Here is a 23,134-nt window from a genome sequence, read left to right on the forward strand (position 1 = left end):
GCCATGCTAAAACACAGTCTCATCATCATGCTGCTGGCAGTCACCGCCGCCTTTGCCGCGCCGGGCCGGGCCGATGATTCGCTGCTGCCTGTGATTCCGCCGGCCCAGTCCCGCTTCAGCGCGGAACAGGGCTGCGTGGAACCGACCGAGGACATGCGCAAGAATCACATGGAATACATCCTGCACCAGCGCGATGAGACCATGCACGAAGGCATCCGCAGCAGCCGGCACAGCCTGGTGGATTGCATCAACTGCCATGTCAGCGCCGCGCCGGACGCGCCGCGCGTGACCAGCAAGGAGCATTTCTGCAAGAGTTGTCACAGCTACGCTGCGGTGCAGATCGACTGCTTCCAGTGTCACGCGGACCGACCGGAGCAGTCGGACCCCCACCGGGTGGTTTCCGGTACCGGGCATGCGCGCATCCTGGCAAGCGAGGATAATATCCATGAGTGAAGAATCCGGCATCGACATCTACCGTCGCCGCTTCCTCGGCGGCGCCGCGACCGCGGCCGGCATGGCGGTGGTGCCCGGCGTATTCCTGCACGAGGTCGGCCAGGCGGCACGCCCCCTGGATGAACCCGTGACCGATCTCGTGCGCTGGGGCATGCTGATCGATTCCAACAAATGCGCCGAGGGCTGCGACGACTGCGTGACTGCGTGCAATGACGAGCACGGGTTGACCGGCTTCGGCCGACCGCAGACCGACGCACAGTGGATCCGCAAGGTCAAACTGAAGGACAAGCAGACCGGCCATATCCAGACACTGCCCATGCTGTGTCAGCATTGCGAGTTCCCGCCCTGCGTGGACGTCTGCCCGACCGGCGCCTCGTTCAAGCGCGCCGATGGCATCGTGCTGGTCGACAAGCACATCTGCATCGGCTGCCGCTACTGCATGATGGCCTGCCCGTACAAGGCACGCTCCTTCATCCATGAGGACCTGGAGGATCAGAAGCCGCATACCCCGCGTGGCAAGGGTACGGTCGAATCGTGCAATTTCTGCGTCAACCGCGTCGACAACGGCCAGACGCCGGCCTGTGTCGATGCCTGCAGCGCCAACAACCACAATGCCATGGTGTTCGGTGACCTGAACGATCCGGACAGTGAAATCTCGCAGCAGCTGGAGCAGTACACCTCGCGCCAGATTCGTGCCGACCTGCAGCTCAATACCGGCGTGCGTTACCGGGGGATCTGATGAAACCACTCGACTACAAGGAAATCGACGGCGGCCTGCCCTTCTATCTGCTGGTAGGCGCAATCGGTATATTCGTCATCCTCGGCCTGGGCGCCGCGCTGTACATGGAACACTACGGCCACTATGTCACCGGCATGAGCAACCAGATCGTCTGGGGTACGCCGCACGTGTTCGCCGTGTTCCTGATCGTCGCCGCCTCTGGCGCGCTCAACGTGGCATCTATCAGTTCGGTGTTCGGCAAGGCGATGTACAAACCGCTCGCACGCCTGTCCGGCCTGCTGGCGATCACCCTGTTGGTCGGCGGACTGGCCGTACTGGTGCTCGACCTGGGGCATCCGGACCGTCTGATCGTCGCCATGACCTACTACAATTTCAAGTCCATCTTCGCCTGGAACATCATGCTCTACACCGGTTTCATGGCCATCGTCGCCGTGTATCTGTGGATGATGATGGAACGCAAGATGAACGGCTTCACCAAGCCCGCCGGCATGGCCGCCTTCCTCTGGCGCCTGATCCTGACCACCGGTACCGGCTCCATCTTCGGATTCCTGGTCGCACGTCAAGCCTATGATGCGGCCATCATGGCGCCGATGTTCATCATCATGTCGTTCTCCTTCGGCCTGGCTATCTTCATCCTCGTGCTGATGGGCCTGTACCGCTGGTCCGGCCGTCCGCTCGGCGATGCCGTCCTGTTCCGACTGAAGAACCTGCTCGGCGTGTTCGTAGCGGCCGTCATGTATTTCGTGATGGCCTATCATCTCACCAACCTGTACGGCACCGAGAACCATGGCGTGGAACGGTTCCTGCTGCTCGAGGGCGGCGTCTACACCATGCTGTTCTGGATCGTCCAGCTCGGCCTCGGCAGTCTGGTGCCGCTCGCCCTGCTGTACAGTCCGGCCGGCCGCTCGCGCCTGTGGATCGGCCTCGCCTGCCTGCTGGTCATCATCGGTGGCCTCGCCCAAATGTACGTGATCATCATCGGCGGCCAGGCCTACCCCATGGAAATGTTTCCGGGCATGGAGGTAAGCAGCACCTTCTACGACGGCGTGGTCGCGGACTATGCGCCGACCCTGCCCGAGGTGGTCCTGGGTATCGGCGGTATCGCGCTGGCGCTGGCGGCCACCGTCGTGGGTACACGGGTACTGCGCTTCCTCCCGGTCAGCCTGGCCGATGACCTGGTGGATCCGCACCACGCTGCGGATGCTGCCTGAAGCGCTAGCGACTGCCGCCGGCAGGATCGGCAACCCCGGGGACGGCTGACATCATGTCCCGCCTGCTGATCTCGGCGGCCCACAAATCCTCCGGCAAGACCACCGTTACGCTCGGGCTGTGCGCGGCATACGCCGCGCGCGGCCTGCGGGTAGTACCGTTCAAGAAAGGCCCTGACTATATCGATCCGATGTGGCTGGGACTGGCGGCAGGGCATCCCTGCCACAACCTCGACTTCCATACCATGACCCACGCGGAGATACTCACCGCGGTGGGCCACCACGCGGCGGCCGCCGACATCGCGCTGATCGAGGGCAACAAGGGGCTCTACGACGGCCTGGACCTGGAAGGCAGCAACAGCAACGCGGCACTCGCCACGCTGACCCGTACACCGGTGGTGCTGGTGCTCGATGCGCGTGGCATGACCCGCGGGATCGCCCCGCTGATACTCGGCTACCAGGCCTTCGACCCGCAGGTGCACATCGCCGGCGTTATACTCAACCAGCTCGGCGGCAGCCGGCACGAGGCCAAGCTGCGCGCGGTGATCGAGCATTACACCGACGTGGCGGTGCTGGGTGGCGTGCACCGCAGCGCAGAACTGGAGATCGTCGAACGCCATCTCGGCCTGATTCCGAGCAACGAGGACGCATCGGCGCGCGCACGGATCGAGCGCATCAGTACGCTGATCGCGGCACAGGTGGATCTCGACGCCCTGCGTGCGGCGGCCGGCAGCGCACCGCTCGTGTACGAACCGCCGCCGCCTCCGGTCGCTGGCACACCGGTACGGATCGGGATCGCCCGCGATGCCGCCTTCGGCTTCTACTATCCGGATGACCTGGAGGCCCTGCGCCGCGCCGGGGCCGAACTCGTGCCGTTCGACACACTGCGGGATGCCCGCCTGCCGGATATCGATGGCCTGTTCATTGGCGGCGGCTTCCCGGAAAGCCGCATGCAGGCGCTGCAGGCAAACAGCGCCCTGCGGGCCCGGATCCGGGAGGCCATCGCCGGCGGCCTGCCCGCCTATGCCGAGTGCGGTGGACTGATGTATCTCGCGCGCGGCCTGAGCTGGCAGGGGAACCGATGCGAGATGGTCGGCGCGATCCCGGGCGAGGTGGTCATGCACGAGCGCCCGCAGGGCCGCGGCTATGTACGGTTGCGCGAAACCGGGCACGCACCCTGGCCGGCGCCACATCCGGCAGGCGTCATCGCCGCCCACGAATTTCACTACTCTAGCCTGGAGGCGGTACCACCCGGCCTGCGCTATGCCTACGAGGTGGTACGCGGCACCGGCATTGACGGCCGCCACGACGGACTGCTCGTCAACAATCTCGTGGCCTGCTACAGCCACATGCGCGATACCGCGCAGCACCATTGGGCCCGACGCTTCGTCGATTTCGTCCGGGCCCGGCGCCAGCCCGGCAAAACCGACCTGCATGCAGTATAATGATCCTCGGCTTCAAGGAGTTATCATGATCACCATCACCCCGGCTGCTGCCGAACAGATTCGCGCCTCCGCCCAGGCCGGCGACATGGAGGGGCTGGCCATGCGCATCGCCGCACGCCGCGAGGCGGACGGCAGCATCCACTACGGCATGGGTTTCGATGACAATGCGCAGGAGGACGATATCCGCCTGCATACCGGTGGCATCGAGATACTGATCGGGGAAGCGAGCAAGATCCTGGTCGACGGCATGACGGTGGATTACGTGGAACTCGAACCGGGCTCCTGGCAATTCATCTTCCTGAATCCGAATGACGCCAATTACGTCCCGCCCGCGAAATAATCACGACCACCCGCCCACCCTCTGCCGCCACCGGGGTCGAGTATGAACAGCCCCCCGTCCGAGGCCGGCCAGGGCAGGCACACCGCCCTGCGCAGGGGCCTGTTGCTGCGCCTGGGGCTGCTGCTGGCGGTCGCGCTCGCACTATGCTGTGTCGCCATCGACTGGCCGGCGCAGGTGTCCGGCCAGGGCCGGCTGCTGCTCGCCGCCCTGCTCTGCGCGTCCGCCCTGCTGCTCGTCCTGTCTATCGTCCGGTTGCTTCAGGTCCAGGTGCTCGAACCGCTGGCAGAGCTCGACAACTGGGCCGCCAGCCTGCGCGACGGCCGTCATGCCGATCCGCTGGCCGCACCGCCCGATCGCTACTGGGGAGAACTGGCGGAAAACCTGAGCGTGATCGGCAAGCAACTGACCGCCGATACGGGTAAGCGCGTGCCGGCCGCACCGCGCGTGAAGGAGCTCGAGGCAGACAGCATCAGGATGCTCTACGAGGTGGTGTCGAGCATCAACACCGCGCACAGCCTGGACGACCTGCTCACGCGCTTCATGTACACGCTCAAGCGCATCACGCGTGCACACGGCGCTGCGATCTGGGTTGATCACAACCAGCACCAGACCGAACTCGGCGCCAGCAGCGGCATCGATGACGACCTGCTGCTGTCCGACCGGCACGAGTTCCGGCGCTGCCTGTACGAGCGGGCCGCTACCGAGGGCAAGGTCTGGGTCGAGCATAACCTGGAAAAGTGCGAGAAGATCGCGGGCAGGCGCCTGTTCGAGCAGAACGACATCGGGCTCGTTTCGATACCGATGCGCTATCGCGGGCGCATAACCGGAGTGATCAACCTGTTCCTGGACAGCGGGATGCTGGCGCGCATCGAGAACATCAAGCCGATGCTGCACAGCCTGGCACACCATCTCAGCCTCGCCATAGAGCGTTACTACAGTGACGAGGAAAGCCGCGCCCACCTGATCCGCGAGGAACGCATCCGCATCGCTCACGAGCTGCACGACTCGCTGGCGCAGACCATGGCCAGCCTGCGCTTCCAGGTCCGGGTGCTGGACGAGACCCTGCACCAGGGCGACGAATCGACTACCTGGCAGCAACTTGAGCGGATCGAAAACACGCTCGACGAGGCCAATACCGAGTTGCGCGGCCTGATCGCCAACTTCCGCGCGCCGGCCTACCAGCGCGGCCTGGTCGAGGCCATCGAGCAGATGGTCAGCCAGTTCCGCAACGAGACACGCATCCGCACCTACATCCAGAAGGACTGCTCGACCAGCGCGTTTCCGCGCGACACCGAGACGCAGATCCTGCGTATAATACAGGAGGCGTTGTGGAACATCCGCAAGCACAGCCAGGCCAAGACGGTTCGCATCCTGCTGCGGGGAGCCAATAGCGAGTTCTGCCATATCCTGATCGAGGACGATGGGGTCGGCATCAACAAGCAGGTGTACGGCTCGCCGGGCGAACACGTCGGCTTGACCATCATGCGCGAGCGCGCCAACAAGATCGGCGGTGACCTGCGCATCGAGAGCGAACCGGGAGAAGGCACGCGCGTCACACTGGAAATCAGGAATCCCGCGGCGGGCGGTACGAAAACATGAGCCTCGATATTCTGCTGGTCGACGATCACACCCTGTTCCGCGAGGGCCTCGAGGGACTGCTCAGCCGGCGCAACATCAACATCCTGGCCGCGGTCGGCAGCGGCCAGGAAGGCCTGCGCCTGGCCAACGAACTCAATCCCGACGTGGTCCTGCTGGATATGCGCATGCCGGAAATGGACGGCATGGAGGTGCTGCGGCAGCTGCGCAAGAGCGGCTTCAAGAACCCGGTCGTTATGCTCACCACCAGCAGCGACGAACGCGACCTGGTCGAATCTCTCCGCAGCGGCGCCCAGGGCTACCTGCTCAAGGACATGGAGCCCGACCAGCTGGTGCTGGCCCTGCGCGACATCGTGGCCGGCAAGACGGTGGTGGCACCCGACCTGGCACCGGTGCTGGCGCGCGTGGTCCAGGGCGAGAGCATCACCCCCTCCGAGGAAAGTCCGTTCGCCAAGCTCACCCCACGCGAGTTCGAGATTCTCGCCCTGCTCGCCGAGGGCCAGAGCAACAAGGTCATTGCCCGTAACCTGGGCATCTCCGACGGCACGGTCAAGCTGCACGTGAAGTCAATCCTGCGCAAGCTCGGCGTGCATTCCCGGGTCGAGGCCGCCGTCATCGCCGTCGAGCAGGGCATGCGCTCGGGCCGTGGCAGCGACGGCGACGACAGCGCCTGAGGCCGGAGCGCGGCGTGAAACGCTTCACCGAACTGGTCACCGCTGTCCTGTCGCAAATTACCGAGGTATTCCCCTGGGATGTCGCCGACATGCTGGAAGGCAGCGCGTATCCGCTGATCGTGGATGTGCGCGAGGCCGAGGAATACAACGCCATGCATATCAGCGACTCGCTGCTCGTACCGCGCGGAATCCTCGAATCCGCCTGCGAGTACAATTACGAGGATACCGTGCCGGAGCTGGTCGAGGCGCGGGAACGCCCGCTGGTCGTGGTGTGCCGTTCCGGCAACCGCAGCGCGCTGGCCGCCCACACCCTGCAACTGCTCGGTTACAGCCGGGTGAGCTCAATGAAAACCGGTCTGCGGGGCTGGAACGACTACGAGCTGCCGCTCGTCGACGCGGCCGGTAGAATGGTGCCGATCGAGGACGCCGACGAGTTCTTCACCACCCGCCTGCGCCCGGACCAGCGCGACCCGGCCGCCCGGTAGGCGCACGCCGCTCAGGTGTAGTATTTGCGGTGTTTGCGCCGCATGCCCTGCTGGGTGATCACGCCCTCGATGGCGGATAGATCCGGCAGCTCGATGACCTCGTGACCGTCCTGCAGGGCCTTGAGGTAATAGCGGCCTTCCCCGTAGACCAGCTGGCGGAAGATATAGGAATCGCCGTGCCGCGCCATGACGTAGGATCCGTCGCTGATCACGCCCTCGGGATCGACGATGATGATGGCGCCGTCGGCGAATTCCGGCAGCATGCTGTCGCCGAGGACCTGCAGCGCAAAGGGCTCGCGCCCGCAACTGTTTTCCTGCATTCCGGCACCCTCCCCGCCGCAGTAGATTGACAATAGCTTCATTGTAACAACAAGTTACAATGATTATCTCTTGCAGTATGCAGGGTTTTTTACGGCCCCGCCGGGGCGCTCAGACGGCGTAGTAGTCGCGGTACCAGGCCACGAAATTCGCGATACCCTGCTCCACGCTCATGGCCGGCTTGTAGCCGATGTCGCGCACCAGGTCGTCGACATTGGCGTAGGTGGCCGGCACATCGCCCGGCTGCAGCGGCAGCATGTTCTTCTGCGCCTGCTTGCCGAGGCACTCCTCCAGCACCTCGATGTAGTGCATCAGCTCGACCGGCTGATTGTTGCCGATGTTGTAAAGACGGTAGGGAGCCGTGCTGGTGGCGGAATCCGGCTGATCGCCAGACCAGTCGGGGTTGGGATCGGGCACCTTGTCGAGTACGCGGATGACGCCTTCGACGATGTCGTCGATGTAGGTGAAATCGCGCCGGTGATTGCCGTAGTTGAAGACATCGATCGGCCTGTCCTCGAGGATGTTGCGCGTGAACATGAACAGGGCCATGTCGGGGCGGCCCCAGGGGCCGTACACGGTGAAGAAACGCAGGCCGGTGGTCGGCAGGCGATACAGGTGGCTGTAGGTGTGCGCCATCAGCTCGTTGGCCTTCTTGCTGGCTGCGTACAGGCTGACCGGGTGATCCACGTTGTCGTGCACCGAGAACGGCATGTTCGTGTTCGAGCCGTACACGGAACTGCTGGAGGCATAGACCAGGTGCTCGACGTCGTTGTGCCGGCAGCCCTCCAGGATATTCACGAAGCCGACCAGGTTGGTATCTACGTAGGCGTGCGGATTGATCAGCGAATAGCGCACCCCGGCCTGGGCGGCAAGATTGACGACACGTTGTGGACGGTGCTTGCTGAACAGTTCCGCGATGCCGGCACGATCCTCCAGGTCAATACGCACGTCGGTGTAGTTGGCATGGTCCGCGGTCCGCGCCAGCCGGGCCTTTTTCAGCTCGACGTCATAGTAGTCGTTGAGGTTGTCGATACCGATAACCTCGTCGCCGCGCGCCAGCAGGCGCAGCGCCAGTGCCGACCCGATGAAGCCGGCGGAACCTGTGATCAATACCTTCATGGGTGTTGCAGTCCTTGGTCAGTTGAAAGCAAAGCTAGAGCCGGCCGTCGACCGCGTCCGCCGGCAGCACGTACTTGACGTCGTAGAGCACGCCTTCCGGCTTGCACAAGGCGCGCAGCCCGGCCGCCCCCAGCGCGGTGAAATCGCGGTGCGCCACGGCGACAATGACCGCATCATACCGGCCCGGCTGCGGCTGTTCGATCAGATCGATCCCGTACTCCGCACGGGCCTCCTCTGCGCTGACCCATGGATCGTGGACATCGACCTCGACGCTGTAGCCCTGCAGTTCGCGGATGACATCGATCACGCGCGAGTTGCGCAGGTCCGGGCAGTTCTCCTTGAAGGTCAGCCCGAGGATCAGGGCGCGTGAACCCGACACCTGGATGCGGCGTTTCATCATCAGCTTGATCACCTGCTCGGCCACGTAACTGCCCATGCGGTCGTTGATGCGGCGCCCGGCGAGGATCACTTCCGGGTGATAGCCGATCTCCTGGGCCTTGTGGGTCAGGTAATAGGGATCGACACCGATGCAGTGGCCGCCCACCAGGCCGGGCCGGAACGGCAGGAAATTCCACTTGGTGCCGGCGGCCTCGAGCACTTCCTGGGTATCGATGCCGATGCGCTCGAAGATCAGCGCCAGCTCGTTGATCAGCGCGATGTTGAGATCGCGCTGGGTGTTCTCTATCACCTTGGCGGCCTCGGCGACCTTCAGGCTGCTGGCCCGGTGGGTGCCGGCGGTGATGATGCTGCGGTAGAGGGCGTCGACGTAATCCGCCGTGGCAGGGGTCGAACCGGAAGTCACCTTGAGGATGTCGGTAACGCGGTGCTGCTTGTCACCGGGATTGATGCGCTCGGGTGAATAGCCGGCGAAGAAATCGCGGTTGAACGTCAGTCCGGAGACGGCCTCGAGTACCGGGACACAGACCTCCTCGGTCGCGCCCGGATAGACCGTCGATTCGTAGACCACTACGTCACCGCGCTGCAGCAACCGGCCCACGGTCTCGCTCGCGCGTTCCAGCAGCGACAGGTCGGGACGCTTGTACGCGTCGACCGGCGTCGGCACGGTCACGATATAGGTATTGCAGTCGGCGAGATCCTGCGGTTCGGACGTGAACACGAGCTGCTGCGCGCTCGCCAGTTCCTCCCCGGTGACCTCGCGGGTGGAGTCATGTCCAGCCTTGAGTTCCGCGATGCGGTCGCGCTTGATATCCAGCCCCACGGTCGGATAGCGCCTGCCGAATTCGATGGCCAGTGGCAATCCCACATAGCCCAGCCCGATGATGCCAATTTTTGCTGACTTGAGATCTGACATATCCACATCCGTTACCGTGACAGGAATCAGTCGGCACCGGCCGCCCGTCCTGAAGTTGGCGCATTCTAGCAGAGTGGTCTGGACGGCGCTGCGCTATCTCAATGATCGGCATCCGCCCAGTCCCGGTACGGCCGCTCCGCCAGGCTGGCATTGTAGTAGCGCACATCGTCGGTTACCTCGCGCCGCACCCAGGGCGGAAGTTGCAGCCGCTGCCGTTCGTCGCTGAGTTCCACCTCGGCGATGCGCAATCCCGCGTTCGCACCCTCGAATACATCGATCTCCCACAGCAGGCCGTCCAGCTCGACCTTGTAGCGCGTCTTCTCGATCAGGGGCTGCCGGCACAGGCGGTCGAGCATGGCGTCCGCATCGGCCGCGGGTATGGGGTATTCGTACTCCTCGCGCGTTATGCCGACGGTGGCGCCCTTGATGGTCAGCCAGCCGGTCACGCCCGCCAGCCTGACCCGCACGCTGCACGCCGGGTCGGTGGACAGGTAACCCTGGCGATAGCGCACGCCCTCACCGGCAGGCTGCCAGGCGGGATCGATCAGGAACTTGCGTTCGATTTCCACGGCCATGGGTCATTTCTCGGCGACGATGAAGCACACCCAGCCGGGATCGGCGCTTCCCACCGTGGCAGGTGCGTAGACGCCCGTCCCCTCCCCCGTCTCCTCGTCCACCTCCTCCCAGTACACCGTGACCCGCGCGAATCCGGCCTCGATCAGGAGTTCCTGCAACTCCGGCAGGCTCCACAGCCGCCAGTCGTAGGTGAAGGCACGCTTCAGTTTCGAGCCGTCGGGGAAATGGAAATGGATGTGACAGAGGATGTCGCCGTTGATGGGATTGTAGCGTGCATGCTCCCAGATATAGTCGAAGCGCTTGTGGCGGGTTTTCTCCCGCAGCTCCTGGTATGCCTCGTAACCACCGAAGGCGTCGAGGAAGAACACGCCGTCCGCGCCGAGCCCGGCATGCACCTGGCGAAAGTAGCTGCCCAGGCTGGCCCGGGTCTTGAAGACCTGGTAGCTGAAATTCATGGCGAGTATCACATCGGCCGGCGCCGGCGTCTGTACGCTGCATACGTCCGCCTGCAGCAGCTGCACGCGCATGCGCACGTCCGGTTCGAGCCGCGCCAGGTTGTGCTGCCGCGCCCAATCCAGGACCTCCGCATCGAGGTCCACGCCGATGGCGCTGTTCTTGACATGATGCCGGACCCATGCGCAACAGACTGCCGCGGTACCGCAGAAGTCCTCGCGCAGCAACCGGGGCGGACGCCCGCGCAGCGCGCGGAAGGTCCGGCGAATGAAGCGGCACTCCAGCGGCGCATCCTGCACCGCCTGCTCGTACAAGCGGTGCCGGTCGGCGCTCTGCGCCAAGCTCCGCGCCTGCTTCCTGCGCCCTTCCTTCACGTGCTTTGCCATCTGTCCTCCTCCGGCCGGCAGGCGCGGCAATCGCCCGTCTCCGCCACCACAACCGGCGGAAGTACGCCTGCTCACTGCCGATTTATTGATTTTCAGCAAAAACCGGCGCCTGCCACACCGGTATGATTGTCGTTAAAATGTGGGAAAATACATGCAATTTCATAAGCCTGTCATTGAAACCCCGGCAGCCGGCGCGAACCGGATCCTGACCGGTCTGCTCGACAGCATCGGCGACCGGCTCGCCGGGCAGACCCACCTGTCTGACAGCAATATCCACGAAATACGCAAGACATGCAAAAAGCTGCGCGCCGTCCTGCGCCTGATACGCCCGGCGCTGGATTTGGACCGGTTCCGCACCCTGGACCGCCTGATCCGTGATTTCGCGCGCCAGCTGGCCGGCCTGCGCGATACCCGGGTCATGCGCGACACGCTCGATCTGCTCGGCCGGCATTTCGCGCCCGTACTGCACGAACAGGCCCTGGCACCGGTGGTGGCGGCGCTTGAACAGGGCAGCGCGAAAAGCGCCGGGGCGGCGGCCGTAACGGCGGACGCCGCAGTCCTGCAAACGCATTTGACGGAGATCGTGGCCGCGGCCGGCCAGCTCGATTTCCGTCCGATCGGTGCCGACACCCTGCTCGCCGGCCTGGAACAGAGCTATCGACGCGGACGGCGCGCACTGGCCCAGATGGAGGCGGCACCGGATACCGAAAACAGCCACAGCCTGCGCCGGCAGGCGAAGTACCAGTACTACCAGTTGCGCATGCTGGCCGGCTGGAACGCGCAGCTGCTGCACGCCCTGGTCGAGAACTTTCACCGGCTCGAGGATACCCTCGGCAAGGATCACGACCTGGCGCTGCTGGGAGAGGCACTCGGCAGCCGGCCTCAGCTCTGCCCGGACGCGGTTCGCCGGGAGCTCCTGCAGGCCTTGGTCGAAAGCCGCCGGATCGCACTCATGACCCAGGCGCTGCGTCTCGCCCGCGGTCTCTATCGCCCCAAGCCAGGCCGGTACCGGAGCTGGCTCGAGAACACCTGCCAGCAGCCGGCCTAGCACCCGTCTCGTCAATCCACGCGGTCGCGACCGTGTCAAATTTGGTTCGCCTTGCGGCGTGACGGGCACGGCGTCACCGTAGCCACATGACCGCGCCGCAATACCGCCTGGGAACACTTCACCCGCTCCCCACGGCATGGCGCCCGTGATACGCGCCTGCCTGCATTGATAAAGATCAAGGCCGGCTGATGCACGGCATCGATAATGCCTGCATGTCACCACATCCGCACTCCCTGCCGTGGCACGCCCGCCGCTCGCTGCGCTGGCTGTACCTGTGTCTGCTGCTGGCGGCCGCCAGCCATGCCGCGGCCGCGGCCGATCCGGTGTTCGATCTAGCCACCCGCTACTTCCCTGGCGCGGACCGGGTCGATGACTTCAGCGGCGAGCCGCTGGCCGCCCCGGTGTACGGGGACGGCCGCCTGCTCGGCTATGTCATCCGCACCACGGATATCGCCCCGATCCCGGCCTATTCCGGCAAGCCGATTACGCTGCTGGTCGGACTGGACCTGCAGGGGCGGATCGCCGGCCTGCATATCCTGGAGCACGCCGAGCCCATACTCGTGGTGGGCATCTCCGAGCAGGACCTGAAGCACTACGTCGACCAGTATCGGGGGGTCTCGGCACGCGACCGCGTCAAGCTCGGCGGAGCGGAGCGCGACGGCTATGTCACCGTCGACGGTATCTCCGGGGCCACCATCACGGCCATGGTGATGAACGCGACGGTCATGAAGTCGATCACGCAGGTCGCCGCGGCGCGCAAGCTCCCGGCAACAACGGCCGGCGCCGCTGACGTCACGGACGCGGCGGCCGCCCCCGCAGGCAAGACCGCCGCTAGCGACGTCGCTGTCGCCACGACGACAGCCTGGTGGCGTGACGGCACCGACGCACCCTTCTGGCTCAGCGTGTGGCAGGAGCGCTGGTGGCAGATCGCCGTGCTGTCCTGCGCCCTAGGCGTGCTGACGCTGATCCTGCTGTTCCAGGACTGGCTGACCCGCCGACCGCGTCTGCTGCAGGTCGTGCGCGACGGCTACCTGCTGTTCACCCTGTTCTTCATCGGCTGGTACGCGCTGGCCCAGCTGTCGGTCATCCACGTGCTGACCTTCATCAATGCCGTGCTGCACCAGTTCAGCTGGGAATCCTTCCTGGTCGATCCGCTGATCTTCATCCTGTGGGGCTTCGTGGCCCTGACCCTGCTGCTGTGGGGACGTGGCGTGTACTGCGGCTGGCTGTGCCCGTTCGGCGCGCTGCAGGAGCTGCTCTACCAGCTGGCCCGTCTCACGAGGCTTCCCGCCGTCAACATTCCGGATGTCGTGCACGAACGGCTGGCGGCGCTGAAGTACGTCATCTTCGTGGCGCTGTTCGGCCTGTCACTGCAGTCTATCGGCTATGCGGCACGCGCCGCCGAGGTGGAACCCTTCAAGACAGCGATCGTCCTGCATTTCCAGCGCGAAGGCGTATTCGTGTGGTATGCGTTCGCGCTGCTGCTCATCGGCCTGTTCAACCGCAAGTTCTTCTGCAAGTACCTGTGCCCGCTCGGCGCCGCACTGGCGATACCGGCACCGCTGCGCATCTTCCAGTGGCTGCGGCGGCGCAAGGAATGCGGCCGGCCGTGCCAGATCTGCGCCACGCAGTGCGAGGTGCAGGCGATCCGCCCGACCGGAGAGATCAATCCGAACGAGTGTCATTACTGCCTGGATTGCCAGGTGACCTACTGGGACGATCACCGCTGCCCGCCGCTCGCGGAAAAGCGCATCCGGCGCGAGAAGAGCAAGGCCGCGCTGGACCGGATCAAGCACGCGCATGTGGCGCCTGGCCTGACTGAAAACTGACGCCAGAGCACCCTTGATGTATATCAAGGATAAGCCTGCGCGCAATTGTGAGTATGCAATCCGGGTACCAGCCTAACCGAGGAGATCATGATGAAAACAGCAGCAGTTTACCGCGCGGTGCGCCTGGCCATGGCCGGCGCGCTCGCACTCGCGGCGACCGGCACGTTCGCCGCCGAATCCGAACATCCGGGCACGACCCCGGGTGAGATGCGCTACAAGGGCGCACCGGTGCCTCTGCAGGAGGGTTCCGTGGACGTGATCACGCCGGGCGCACCGGCCCTGACCGAGGCCGAGTTCGCCAAGGCCAAGCAGATCTACTTCGAACGTTGCGCCGGCTGTCACGGCGTGCTGCGCAAGGGCGCCACCGGCAAGCCGCTCACGCCGGACATCACCAACGAGCGGGGACTGGACTACCTGAAGGTGTTCATCAACTTCGGCTCGCCGGCCGGTATGCCGAACTGGGGCACCTCGGGCCAGCTCAGTGACGAGGAAGTCACGCTGATGGCGAAGTACCTGATGAACGAACCGCCCATCCCGCCGGAGTTCGGCATGAAGGAGATGAAGGCGACCTGGAAGGTGCTGATCCCGCCGGAGCAGCGCCCCAAGAAGCAGGAAAACAGGTACAACCTGGACAATGTCTTCTCGGTAACGCTGCGCGACACGGGCCAGATCGCCCTGATCGACGGTGATACCAAGAAGATCATCAATGTCGTCAACACCGGTTATGCTGTGCACATCTCGCGCTACTCCACCTCCGGCCGCTATCTGTTCGTCATCGGGCGCGACGCCAAGGTCAACATGATCGACCTGTGGATGAAGAAGCCGGACAACGTGGCCGAGATCAAGATCGGCCTGGAAGCGCGCTCCGTCGAAACCTCGAAGTACAAGGGTTACGAGGACAAGTTCGCGATCGCCGGCTCCTACTGGCCGCCGCAGTACGTGATCATGGATGGCGCGACCCTGGAACCGCTGCAGATCGTGTCGACCCGCGGCATGACCGTCGATACCCAGGAATATCACCCGGAACCGCGCGTGGCCGCGATCGTGGCGTCGCACGAGCACCCGGAATTCATCGTCAACGTCAAGGAGACCGGCAAGGTCCTGATGGTCAACTACGAGGACGTGGACAACCTGAAGGTGACCACGATCCCCGCGGCGCGTTTCCTGCATGACGGCGGCTGGGACAGCACCCACCGCTACTTCCTGACGGCGGCGAACCAGTCCGACAAGATTGCCGTGATCGACTCCCGCGAAGACAAGCTCGCGGCACTGGTCGACGTCACCAAGATCCCGCATCCGGGCCGTGGCGCCAATCTGACCGATCCCAAGTACGGTCCGGTGTGGGTGACCAGCGCGCTCGGCAACGAGAACGTCACCGTAATCGGCACCGACCCGGCACAGCACAAGGACAATGCCTGGAAGGTGGTCCGTACCCTCAAGGGCCAGGGTGGCGGCTCGCTGTTCGTCAAGTCGCATCCCGCCTCCAGCAACCTGTGGGTGGACAGCCCGCTCAATCCGGACGGGAAGATCAGCCAGTCGGTCGCCGTCTACAACGTCAACAACCTCGACAAGGGCTTCGAGGTGCTGCCGATCGCCGAGTGGGCCGGACTGAGCGAGGGTCCGAAGCGCGTCGTGCAGCCGGAGTACAACGCGGCCGGCGACGAGGTCTGGTTCTCTGTCTGGAGCGGCAAGGATCAGGAATCCGCCATCGTTGTGGTGGATGACAAGACCCGCAAGCTGAAGACGGTGATCAAGGACAAGCGGTTGGTGACGCCGACCGGCAAGTTCAACCTCCACAACACCATGCACGACATCTACTAGGGAAGTCGCCGGGCATGGCGGCACCGCTACAGGCCTCCATGCCCGGCACCCGACCCGCGGAGCCCGCTCGCCATGTCTCAACACGCCAGGATCTATCTCGTGGGCGCCGGTCCCGGCGATCCGGACCTGCTGACCGTCAAGGCCCTGCGCCTGCTGCAGCAGGCCGACACCGTCATCTATGACCGGCTGGTCTCCGGCGAGATCCTGCGCCTGGTACCGCCCCAAGCGGCACGCATCTACGTCGGCAAGGCAAGCGGTCGCCATGCCTTGAGCCAGACCGAGATCAACACCCTGCTGATCGAGCAGGCGCACGCCCGCAAGATCATCGTCCGGCTCAAGGGCGGCGATCCCTATGTCTTCGGGCGCGGCAGCGAAGAGGCGCTGGCGCTGGTGCGTGCCGGCGTCGACTTCGAGATCGTCCCCGGCATCACCGCCGGCCAGGCCTGTACGGCCTATGCCGGCATCCCGCTCACCCACCGCGGCCTCGCCAGCGGCGTGCGTTTCATCACCGGCCACCGGCACGACGACACCGCCCTGGCACTCGACCGGCAGACCCTGGCCGATCGCGACCAGACGCTGGTCATTTACATGGGGCTGGCGAATCTTGGACTGATCGTCGCGGCGCTGATCGCCGCGGGACGCGACTGCGACACGCCGGCCGCGATCATCGAGCGCGGCACGACCCCGCGCCAGCGCACTATCATCACCACGATCGGCGGCCTGGAGTCCGTGGCTGCCGAAAATCATGTCGAACCCCCGTCGCTGCTGGTGGTCGGCGACGTGGTTGCACTGGCCGCGGAGCTGGGCCGCATGGCACCCGCCGCGGACGGCGACGCACTGCAGTATGCGTAGACGTTCGGCATTGCTGTCCGCTGTCCTCGCCTGCATACCGCTCGCGCTCGCGGCCGCTCCGCTCACGCCCGCGCGGGAACAGGAACTGCACAACCTGCTGTACCAGGACTGCGGCTCCTGCCACGGCATGCGCCTGACCGGCGGCCTGGGTCCGGCGCTGACACCGCAGGCCTTGGCCGGCAAACCGCGCGACCTGCTGCTCGCCACCATTCGCGACGGCCGTGCCGGCACACCCATGCCGCCCTGGAAGGGGCTGCTCGGCGAGGACGACATCGCCTGGCTGGTCGACACCCTGCTCGCCGCGGAGACACACCCGTGAAGCCCCTGCTGTTCGTGTGCCTCTGCCTGTTCAGCCTGTCCGCGCCCGCACAACCGCGCGGCAGCGGCGACCTCGGCGTGGTCGTCGAACGCGCCTCGGGCCAGCTCTTGATCGTCGAGCACAGCCATGACACCCGGCTGGCGGAGATCGACGGGCTCGGCGACCTGTCGCATGCCTCGGTCGTCTTCTCGCGCGACGCCCGCTACGCCTACGTGTTCGGACGCGACGGCGGCCTCACGAAGGTCGACCTGCTCGGGGACTGTATCGAGAAGCGCATCCTGCAGTCGGGCAACAGTATCGGCGGTGCGATCTCGCAGGATGGCCGCCTGGTGGCGGTATCGAACTACGAACCGGGCGGCGTGCGCGTGTTCGACGCGGACACGCTCGAGCCGGTCGCCGACATCCCCGCCGAGTACGCGCCGGGCAAACGCTCCAAGGTCGTCGGCCTGGTCGACGCGCCCGGGAACCGCTTCGTGTTCAGCCTGTACGACGCCGATCAGATCTGGATCGCCGATCTGAGCGACCCGCACCGACCCGCGCTCACCCGTTTCGAGAACATCGGGCGGGCGCCCTACGACGCGCTGATCACGCCGGACGGACGTTACTACATCGCCGGCCTCTTCGGCGAGGACAGCCTGGCGCTGCTCGACCTGTGGCACCCGGAACGCGGCGTGCACAAGATCCTCGCGGGCTATGCCGCGCACGACGAGCAGCTGCCCGTCTACAAGATGCCGCACCTCGAGGGCTGGGCGCTGGCCGGTCGCACGGCCTTCGTCCCTGCCGTCGGCCAGCACAAGGTGCTGGTGGTGAACACCGACACCTGGCTGCCGGAGACGGCGATCGAAGTACACGGCCAGCCGGTATTCGTCATGGCCCGCCCCGACGGCCGCCAGGTGTGGGTGAACTTCGCCCACCCCGACAACGACACGGTGCAGGTCATCGACGTCGAGTCGCGCCGGATCATACGCACCCTGAAACCCGGCAAGGCTGTGCTGCACATGGAATTCACGCCGCGCGGCGAGAAGTTGTGGCTGTCGGTGCGGGACGATGACCGCATCGACGTGTATGACACCGCCACGCTGGAACGCACGGCCACGCTGCCGGCGCACAAACCGAGCGGCATCTTCTTCACCGACCGCGCGCAGCGCATAGGATTGTAGTCATGGAGGCACTCACCCGCCGCCTGCTGAACGACTACCAGAGGGAGTTTCCCCTCGAACCGCAGCCGTTCGACCACATCGCGCACGCGCTGGATACCGGCACCGATGCCCTGCTCGACCACTTGCGCGAACTGCAGGTGCAGGGTGTGGTCAGCCGGGTCGGTCCGGTCTTCCGGCCCAACACCATCGGCGCCAGCACCCTGGCCGCGATGGCGGTGGCGCCGGCGCAACTGGCGCACGTCGCCGCCCTCGTGAACGAATACCCGCAGGTGAACCACAACTACGAGCGTGAACACCGATACAACCTGTGGTTCGTGCTCACCGCCGCTGACCGCACGGCCATCGACGCGACGCTGACGGCGATCCGGCGACGCACCGGGTACGCGGTCATGTCACTGCCGCTGGTGCGTGATTACCATATCGATCTCGGCTTCCACCTGCACTTCGACCCCGCCGCAGACCTGACGCGCATCCCCGATGCCGTCGCGCCATGCGTGGCGGCGCCGCAGGGCTTGCCCGCAGTCTGCACCGAAGACCTGATCGAGGCGATCCAGGCCGGCCTGCCGCTGGTGCCGCGGCCCTACCTGGCCATCGCCGAGCGAATCGGCACGAACGAGGCGACCGTCATCGCGCAACTGCGGGACATGCTGGAGCGCGGGGTGATCAAGCGGCTCGGCGTGGTCGTGCGCCACCATGAACTGGGTTATCGCGCCAACGCGATGGCGGTATGGGACGTGCCGGATGATCGCGTCGACCGTGTCGGCCGCCTGCTGGGAGACCAGGACTGCGTTACGCTGTGCTACCAGCGCCCGCGCCACCCGCCGGACTGGCGCTACAACCTGTTCTGCATGGTTCATGGCCAGGAGCGCGCCGAGGTGCTGGCCTGTATCGCACGCATGCGCGCCGCGCTCGACCTGAACGGCATACCGCATGCGGTCCTGTTCAGCGGCCGGCGCTTCCGCCAGCGCGGCGCCCGCTACCGGATCAGAGACTGATGGACGCGCTCGACCGCCGCATCGTCAACGAACTGCAGATCGGATTTCCGGTCTGCGAACGCCCCTTCCGGGAAGTCGCGGAACGCCTCGGCAGCACGGAGAGCGAACTGATCACGCGCATCGGCTGCATGCTCGACGACGGCCTGCTGACCCGTTTCGGCCCGCTGTTCCACGCCGAGCACATGGGCGGGGCGCTCAGTCTGTGCGCCATGCACGTGCCGGAAGAACGTTTCGAGGCGGTGGCGCGAACCGTGAACGACCTGCCCGAAGTCGCGCACAACTACCGGCGCGACCATCACATGAACATGTGGTTCGTGCTGGCCACCGGCACACCGCAGGCCCTGGATGCGGCCATCACCCGTATCGAGCAAGCCACCGGCCTGCCGGTGCTGAACCTGCCGAAGCTGGAGGAGTTCTATGTCGGCCTGCACCTCGAGGTCTAGCGCGTGAATACCTGTACCCGCGCCGGAACGGCGGAGTCGCTCGCCGACTTCGACCGGCGCCTGGTGCTGGCCACGCAGGCCGGCCTGCCGCTGGATGCGCGCCCCTACGAATGGCTGGCGGCGGAGCTGGACGTGTCGCCCGCGCTGGTGATGGCGCGCATCAACGCCATGCTCGCCGACGGTCGTATCCGCCGTATCGGCGCTGTGCCCAACCACTATCGCCTGGGTTACACGGCCAACGGCATGACGGTGTGGGACATACCGGATGAACATATCGCAGCGGCGGGCCGCGAGGTCGGCGCACTCGACTTCGTCAGCCACTGTTATCACCGCCCGCGCCGGTTGCCGGACTGGCCGTACAACCTGTTCGCGATGGTACATGCCCGCAGCCGGCCCGAGGTGGCCGTCCTGGTGGAGCGCATGGCTGCACTGCTCGGCCCGCGCCAACGCGCACATGATATCCTGTTCAGCAGCCGCATTCTGAAAAAAACCGGTCTGCGCCTGGGAGGCTGACATGTTCCGTATCTCGCAATACATGCAGTTGCTGGCACAGCCGGCCCAAGACCCCCTGCCGCCCGCGCGCCGGCCGTCCGGCCCGGTGGTGATCTGGAACCTCATCCGGCGCTGCAACCTGACCTGCAAACACTGCTACTCGATCTCCGCTGACATCGACTTCCCCGGCGAGCTGAGCACGGCCGAGATCTATGCAGTCATGGACGACCTCAGGCGTTTCGGTGTTCCCGTGCTGATCCTGTCGGGCGGCGAACCACTGCTGCGACCGGACATCTTCGAAATCTCGACTCGCGCCAGGGAAATGGGGTTCTACGTCGGCCTGTCGACCAACGGCACCCTGATCGACCGGGACAACATCGCCCGCATCGCCGCCGTCGGCTACGACTATGTCGGCATCAGCATTGACGGCATGCGCGCGACACACGACCGTTTCCGGCAGAAAGCGGGCGCATTCGACGCCTCGCTGGCAGCACTCCGCCTGTGCCGCGCTGCCGGTATCAAGGTCGGCATGCGCTTCACGCCGACCCGGGACAGCGCCCGGGAACTGCCGGCCATCCTGCACCTGATGGAAACCGAGGACGTGGACAAGCTGTACGTGTCGCACCTGAACTACGGCGGCCGTGGCAACCGTCATCGCGGCGCCGATGCCGTCCATGCGGCCACCCGGCAGGTCATGGATCAGCTGTTCGAAGCCGCCTGGGCCGACGCGCAAGCCGGCGGCCGGCGCGAGTTCGTCACCGGCAACAACGATGCCGACGGCGTCTACCTGCTGCACTGGGTGGCACGCAAGCTGCCGGATCGCTACGCCGAGATGCACGCACGGCTGCGCCGCTGGGGCGGCAATGCCTCCGGTGTCAACATCGCCAACATCGACAACCTGGGCAACGTCCACCCGGACACGTTCTGGTGGAACTACAACCTCGGCAACGTCAGGGAGCGGCCGTTCTCCGCCATCTGGCCTGACACGCGCGACCCGCTGATGGCGGGCCTGAAGGCGACGCCGCGCCCCCTGCGCGGCCGCTGCGCAGCCTGTGGTTACCGGGATGTCTGCGGCGGCAACACCCGCGTGCGCGCCTTCCAGCTGACCGGAGACCCGTGGTGGGAAGACCCGGCCTGTTACCTCACCGACCGGGAACTGGATATCGAGGCGGCGGACTACGCGGACGCACGGCCGCAGCCCCTGCCGCTGCAGGTACGCACCATCCGCCGCGCGGGCTGAATTGCACCAGGTGTTGCGCACAGCGCACCTACATGTATACAACCAAGATACTCGTAGGAATCTGATTGATACGTCATTCCGGCGGAAGCCGGAATCCATGTGGTTGTATTTCCTGGATCCCGGCATGCGCCGGGATGACTCATAATTAATTTGAACAGCTTCCTTTAGTTCAGGCAGGATGCGCGCTGTGCACCCTGCCTGTCAGGCCAGTGAAAATATATGAACCATCCGGCAATGGCAGTTCTGACCGTATTCGTTGCAGGCATCTGCGCTCTCCTCCACCATCCTGCCGCCGCTGTGACAGCGGACGGCGCCGCACTCTTCGCGCAGCACTGTGCCGGCTGCCACGGCGCCGACCGCCTGGGCGGAACCGGTCCGGCCCTGCTGCCGGACAACCTGCAACGGCTGCGCCGGAACGATGCCGCGTCGGTCATCGCCGGCGGCCTGCCCGCCTCGCAGATGCCCGGCTTCGGCGATCGGCTCGCAACGGCACAGATCGAGGACCTGGTTGACTGGATCTATACCGCACCCGCCCAGCCGCCGGTGTGGGGCGCGGCCGAGATCCGCGCCAGCCACGTCATCCACAAGCCGGAATTGCTGACTCCCGCGGCGGCCAATCTCAAGCCGCGCTACGACGCCGATCCGCTCAACCTGTTCGTGGTGGTCGAAGCCGGCGATCACCATGTCAGCGTGCTCGATGGCGACCGGCTGGAACCCATCCACCGCTTCAAGTCACGTTACGCACTGCATGGTGGCCCCAAGTTCTCCTCGACCGGGCGTTACGTCTACTTCGCCTCGCGCGACGGCTGGATCAGCAAGTACGACCTGTACCGGCTGGAGACCGTCGCCGAGATCCGCGCCGGCATCAACACCCGCAATGCCGCGGTCTCCGCCGACGACCGCTTCGTACTGGTCGGCAACTACCTGCCGCACACACTGGTCATGCTGGACGCGCGCGACCTCAGCCTGATCAAGGTGATCCCGGTGCAGGATGATTTCGGCCACGGCTCACGGGTCAGCGCGGTGTACACCGCACCGCCGCGCGAGAGTTTCATCGCGGCACTGAAGGATCTGAAGGAGGTCTGGGAGATCAGTTACGCACGCGACCCGGAACCGGTCTACAGCGGCCTGATGCACGACTACCGCATGGGCGAGGGCATGCCCGTGACCGGCAGCTTCCCGGTACGGCGCATCCGGCTGGACGACTACCTGGACGACTTCTTCTTCGACCAGTCCTATCAGCACCTGATCGGCACGGCCCGCAACGGCAACAACGGCCAGGTGGTGAACCTGATCGTCGGCCGCAAGATCGCCGACGTGGACCTGACCGGCATGCCCCATCTGGGTTCGGGTATCACCTGGCCCTGGCGTGACACCACCCTGCTCGCCACACCCAACCTGAAGGAGTCCGAGGTCACGTTCATCGACATGAAGGACTGGAAAACGGTGAAAAGGCTCCAGACCCTGGGGCCGGGATTCTTCATGCGCAGCCACGAAAACTCGCGCTATGCCTGGGTCGACGTGTTTTTCGGCAAAGACAAGGACGCGGTACATGTCATCGACAAGCAGACGCTCGAGATCGCCAAGACGCTGCGCCCGGCACCCGGCAAGACCGCGGCCCACATCGAATTCACCCGCGACGGCAGATACGCGCTGCTCAGTATCCAGGAACCGGCGCCCGATGGCGCGCTCGTGGTCTACGACGCCGCCACCCTGGACGAGGTAAAGCGCATCCCGATGAACAAGCCGGTCGGCAAATACAACGTGTGGAACAAGATCACTCGCTCGGAAGGCACGAGCCACTAGGTCCCGTCCGGCTAGACTGCAGCCT

Annotated in this window: 24 protein-coding genes; 19 read left to right on the top strand and 5 right to left on the bottom strand. The window is 65.2% G+C overall.

Annotation, left to right across the window (positions count from 1 at the left end; translation table 11 throughout):
• Positions 1-3 precede the first annotated feature (3 nt).
• The 8 genes from R3F42_02105 to R3F42_02140 are packed head-to-tail and all read left to right on the top strand — an operon-like array spanning position 4 to position 6,940.
• Positions 4-453, top strand: coding sequence for a sulfur reduction protein DsrJ (locus R3F42_02105; GenBank protein ID MEZ5540815.1), 450 nt, complete (start codon positions 4-6; stop codon positions 451-453).
• The gene (locus R3F42_02110) at positions 446-1,192 is read left to right on the top strand and encodes a 4Fe-4S dicluster domain-containing protein (GenBank protein MEZ5540816.1); all 747 of its coding nucleotides are present in this window, start codon (positions 446-448) and stop codon (positions 1,190-1,192) included. The genes R3F42_02105 and R3F42_02110 overlap by 8 nt, the downstream gene beginning before the upstream one ends.
• On the top strand, positions 1,192-2,403 hold the full coding sequence (gene nrfD, locus R3F42_02115) for an NrfD/PsrC family molybdoenzyme membrane anchor subunit (GenBank protein ID MEZ5540817.1): 1,212 nt from the start codon (positions 1,192-1,194) through the stop codon (positions 2,401-2,403). The genes R3F42_02110 and nrfD overlap by 1 nt, the downstream gene beginning before the upstream one ends.
• Before the next feature lie 53 nt (positions 2,404-2,456).
• On the top strand, positions 2,457-3,845 hold the full coding sequence (locus tag R3F42_02120; protein ID MEZ5540818.1) for a cobyrinate a,c-diamide synthase: 1,389 nt from the start codon (positions 2,457-2,459) through the stop codon (positions 3,843-3,845).
• Positions 3,846-3,870: 25 nt separating this feature from the next.
• Entirely contained in the window at positions 3,871-4,185 is a 315-nt protein-coding gene (locus R3F42_02125; protein MEZ5540819.1) for an iron-sulfur cluster assembly accessory protein, read from the top strand.
• A gap of 42 nt (positions 4,186-4,227) precedes the next feature.
• Positions 4,228-5,784: a histidine kinase gene (locus R3F42_02130; protein ID MEZ5540820.1), complete on the top strand. Its 1,557-nt coding sequence runs from the start codon at positions 4,228-4,230 to the stop codon at positions 5,782-5,784.
• On the top strand, positions 5,781-6,455 hold the full coding sequence (locus R3F42_02135) for a response regulator (GenBank protein MEZ5540821.1): 675 nt from the start codon (positions 5,781-5,783) through the stop codon (positions 6,453-6,455). Before R3F42_02130 ends, R3F42_02135 begins: the two co-directional genes overlap by 4 nt.
• A gap of 14 nt (positions 6,456-6,469) precedes the next feature.
• Complete coding sequence (locus R3F42_02140) at positions 6,470-6,940, top strand: rhodanese-like domain-containing protein (GenBank protein ID MEZ5540822.1); 471 nt, start codon at positions 6,470-6,472, stop codon at positions 6,938-6,940.
• 11 nt (positions 6,941-6,951) lie between these two features.
• Here the strand turns inward: R3F42_02140 and R3F42_02145 are convergent, their stop codons facing one another.
• The 5 genes from R3F42_02145 to R3F42_02165 form a co-directional block, all read right to left on the bottom strand.
• Entirely contained in the window at positions 6,952-7,302 is a 351-nt protein-coding gene (locus R3F42_02145; protein ID MEZ5540823.1) for a S24 family peptidase, read from the bottom strand.
• A gap of 67 nt (positions 7,303-7,369) precedes the next feature.
• Positions 7,370-8,377: an NAD-dependent epimerase gene (locus R3F42_02150; protein MEZ5540824.1), complete on the bottom strand. Its 1,008-nt coding sequence runs from the start codon at positions 8,375-8,377 to the stop codon at positions 7,370-7,372.
• A 34-nt stretch (positions 8,378-8,411) separates the two neighbouring features.
• Entirely contained in the window at positions 8,412-9,689 is a 1,278-nt protein-coding gene (gene tviB / locus R3F42_02155; GenBank protein ID MEZ5540825.1) for a Vi polysaccharide biosynthesis UDP-N-acetylglucosamine C-6 dehydrogenase TviB, read from the bottom strand.
• A gap of 98 nt (positions 9,690-9,787) precedes the next feature.
• Entirely contained in the window at positions 9,788-10,264 is a 477-nt protein-coding gene (locus tag R3F42_02160; protein ID MEZ5540826.1) for a CYTH domain-containing protein, read from the bottom strand.
• 3 nt (positions 10,265-10,267) lie between these two features.
• Positions 10,268-11,104: a class I SAM-dependent methyltransferase gene (locus tag R3F42_02165; protein ID MEZ5540827.1), complete on the bottom strand. Its 837-nt coding sequence runs from the start codon at positions 11,102-11,104 to the stop codon at positions 10,268-10,270.
• Between the two features lie 151 nt (positions 11,105-11,255).
• Between R3F42_02165 and R3F42_02170 the strand changes: the two genes are divergently transcribed.
• The 11 genes from R3F42_02170 (at position 11,256) to R3F42_02220 (ending at position 23,109) form a co-directional block, all read left to right on the top strand.
• Positions 11,256-12,152 (top strand): CHAD domain-containing protein, encoded by an 897-nt coding sequence (locus tag R3F42_02170; protein ID MEZ5540828.1) that lies wholly within the window; start codon positions 11,256-11,258, stop codon positions 12,150-12,152.
• Positions 12,153-12,340: 188 nt separating this feature from the next.
• Entirely contained in the window at positions 12,341-13,981 is a 1,641-nt protein-coding gene (locus R3F42_02175) for a 4Fe-4S binding protein (protein ID MEZ5540829.1), read from the top strand.
• Positions 13,982-14,071: 90 nt separating this feature from the next.
• Positions 14,072-15,802 (top strand): cytochrome D1 domain-containing protein, encoded by a 1,731-nt coding sequence (locus R3F42_02180; protein MEZ5540830.1) that lies wholly within the window; start codon positions 14,072-14,074, stop codon positions 15,800-15,802.
• Positions 15,803-15,874: 72 nt separating this feature from the next.
• On the top strand, positions 15,875-16,654 hold the full coding sequence (cobA, locus tag R3F42_02185; GenBank protein MEZ5540831.1) for a uroporphyrinogen-III C-methyltransferase: 780 nt from the start codon (positions 15,875-15,877) through the stop codon (positions 16,652-16,654).
• Positions 16,647-16,973, top strand: a complete 327-nt coding sequence (locus R3F42_02190) for a cytochrome c (GenBank protein ID MEZ5540832.1) — start codon at positions 16,647-16,649, stop codon at positions 16,971-16,973. Before cobA ends, R3F42_02190 begins: the two co-directional genes overlap by 8 nt.
• A complete protein-coding gene (locus tag R3F42_02195) occupies positions 16,970-18,133 on the top strand; it encodes a cytochrome D1 domain-containing protein (protein ID MEZ5540833.1) in 1,164 nt (387 codons plus the stop codon). Before R3F42_02190 ends, R3F42_02195 begins: the two co-directional genes overlap by 4 nt.
• Before the next feature lie 2 nt (positions 18,134-18,135).
• Entirely contained in the window at positions 18,136-19,128 is a 993-nt protein-coding gene (locus tag R3F42_02200; protein MEZ5540834.1) for an Lrp/AsnC family transcriptional regulator, read from the top strand.
• The gene (locus R3F42_02205) at positions 19,128-19,571 is read left to right on the top strand and encodes an AsnC family transcriptional regulator (GenBank protein ID MEZ5540835.1); all 444 of its coding nucleotides are present in this window, start codon (positions 19,128-19,130) and stop codon (positions 19,569-19,571) included. The genes R3F42_02200 and R3F42_02205 overlap by 1 nt, the downstream gene beginning before the upstream one ends.
• 3 nt (positions 19,572-19,574) lie before the next feature.
• A complete protein-coding gene (locus R3F42_02210; GenBank protein MEZ5540836.1) occupies positions 19,575-20,084 on the top strand; it encodes an Lrp/AsnC family transcriptional regulator in 510 nt (169 codons plus the stop codon).
• Position 20,085: 1 nt separating this feature from the next.
• Complete coding sequence (nirJ, locus tag R3F42_02215) at positions 20,086-21,303, top strand: heme d1 biosynthesis radical SAM protein NirJ (GenBank protein ID MEZ5540837.1); 1,218 nt, start codon at positions 20,086-20,088, stop codon at positions 21,301-21,303.
• A 219-nt stretch (positions 21,304-21,522) separates the two neighbouring features.
• Positions 21,523-23,109, top strand: coding sequence for a cytochrome D1 domain-containing protein (locus R3F42_02220; GenBank protein MEZ5540838.1), 1,587 nt, complete (start codon positions 21,523-21,525; stop codon positions 23,107-23,109).
• Positions 23,110-23,134: the final 25 nt, after the last annotated feature.

The sequence above is a fragment of the Pseudomonadota bacterium genome (assembly GCA_041395565.1).
Classification (GTDB): domain Bacteria; phylum Pseudomonadota; class Gammaproteobacteria; order UBA9214; family UBA9214; genus UBA9214.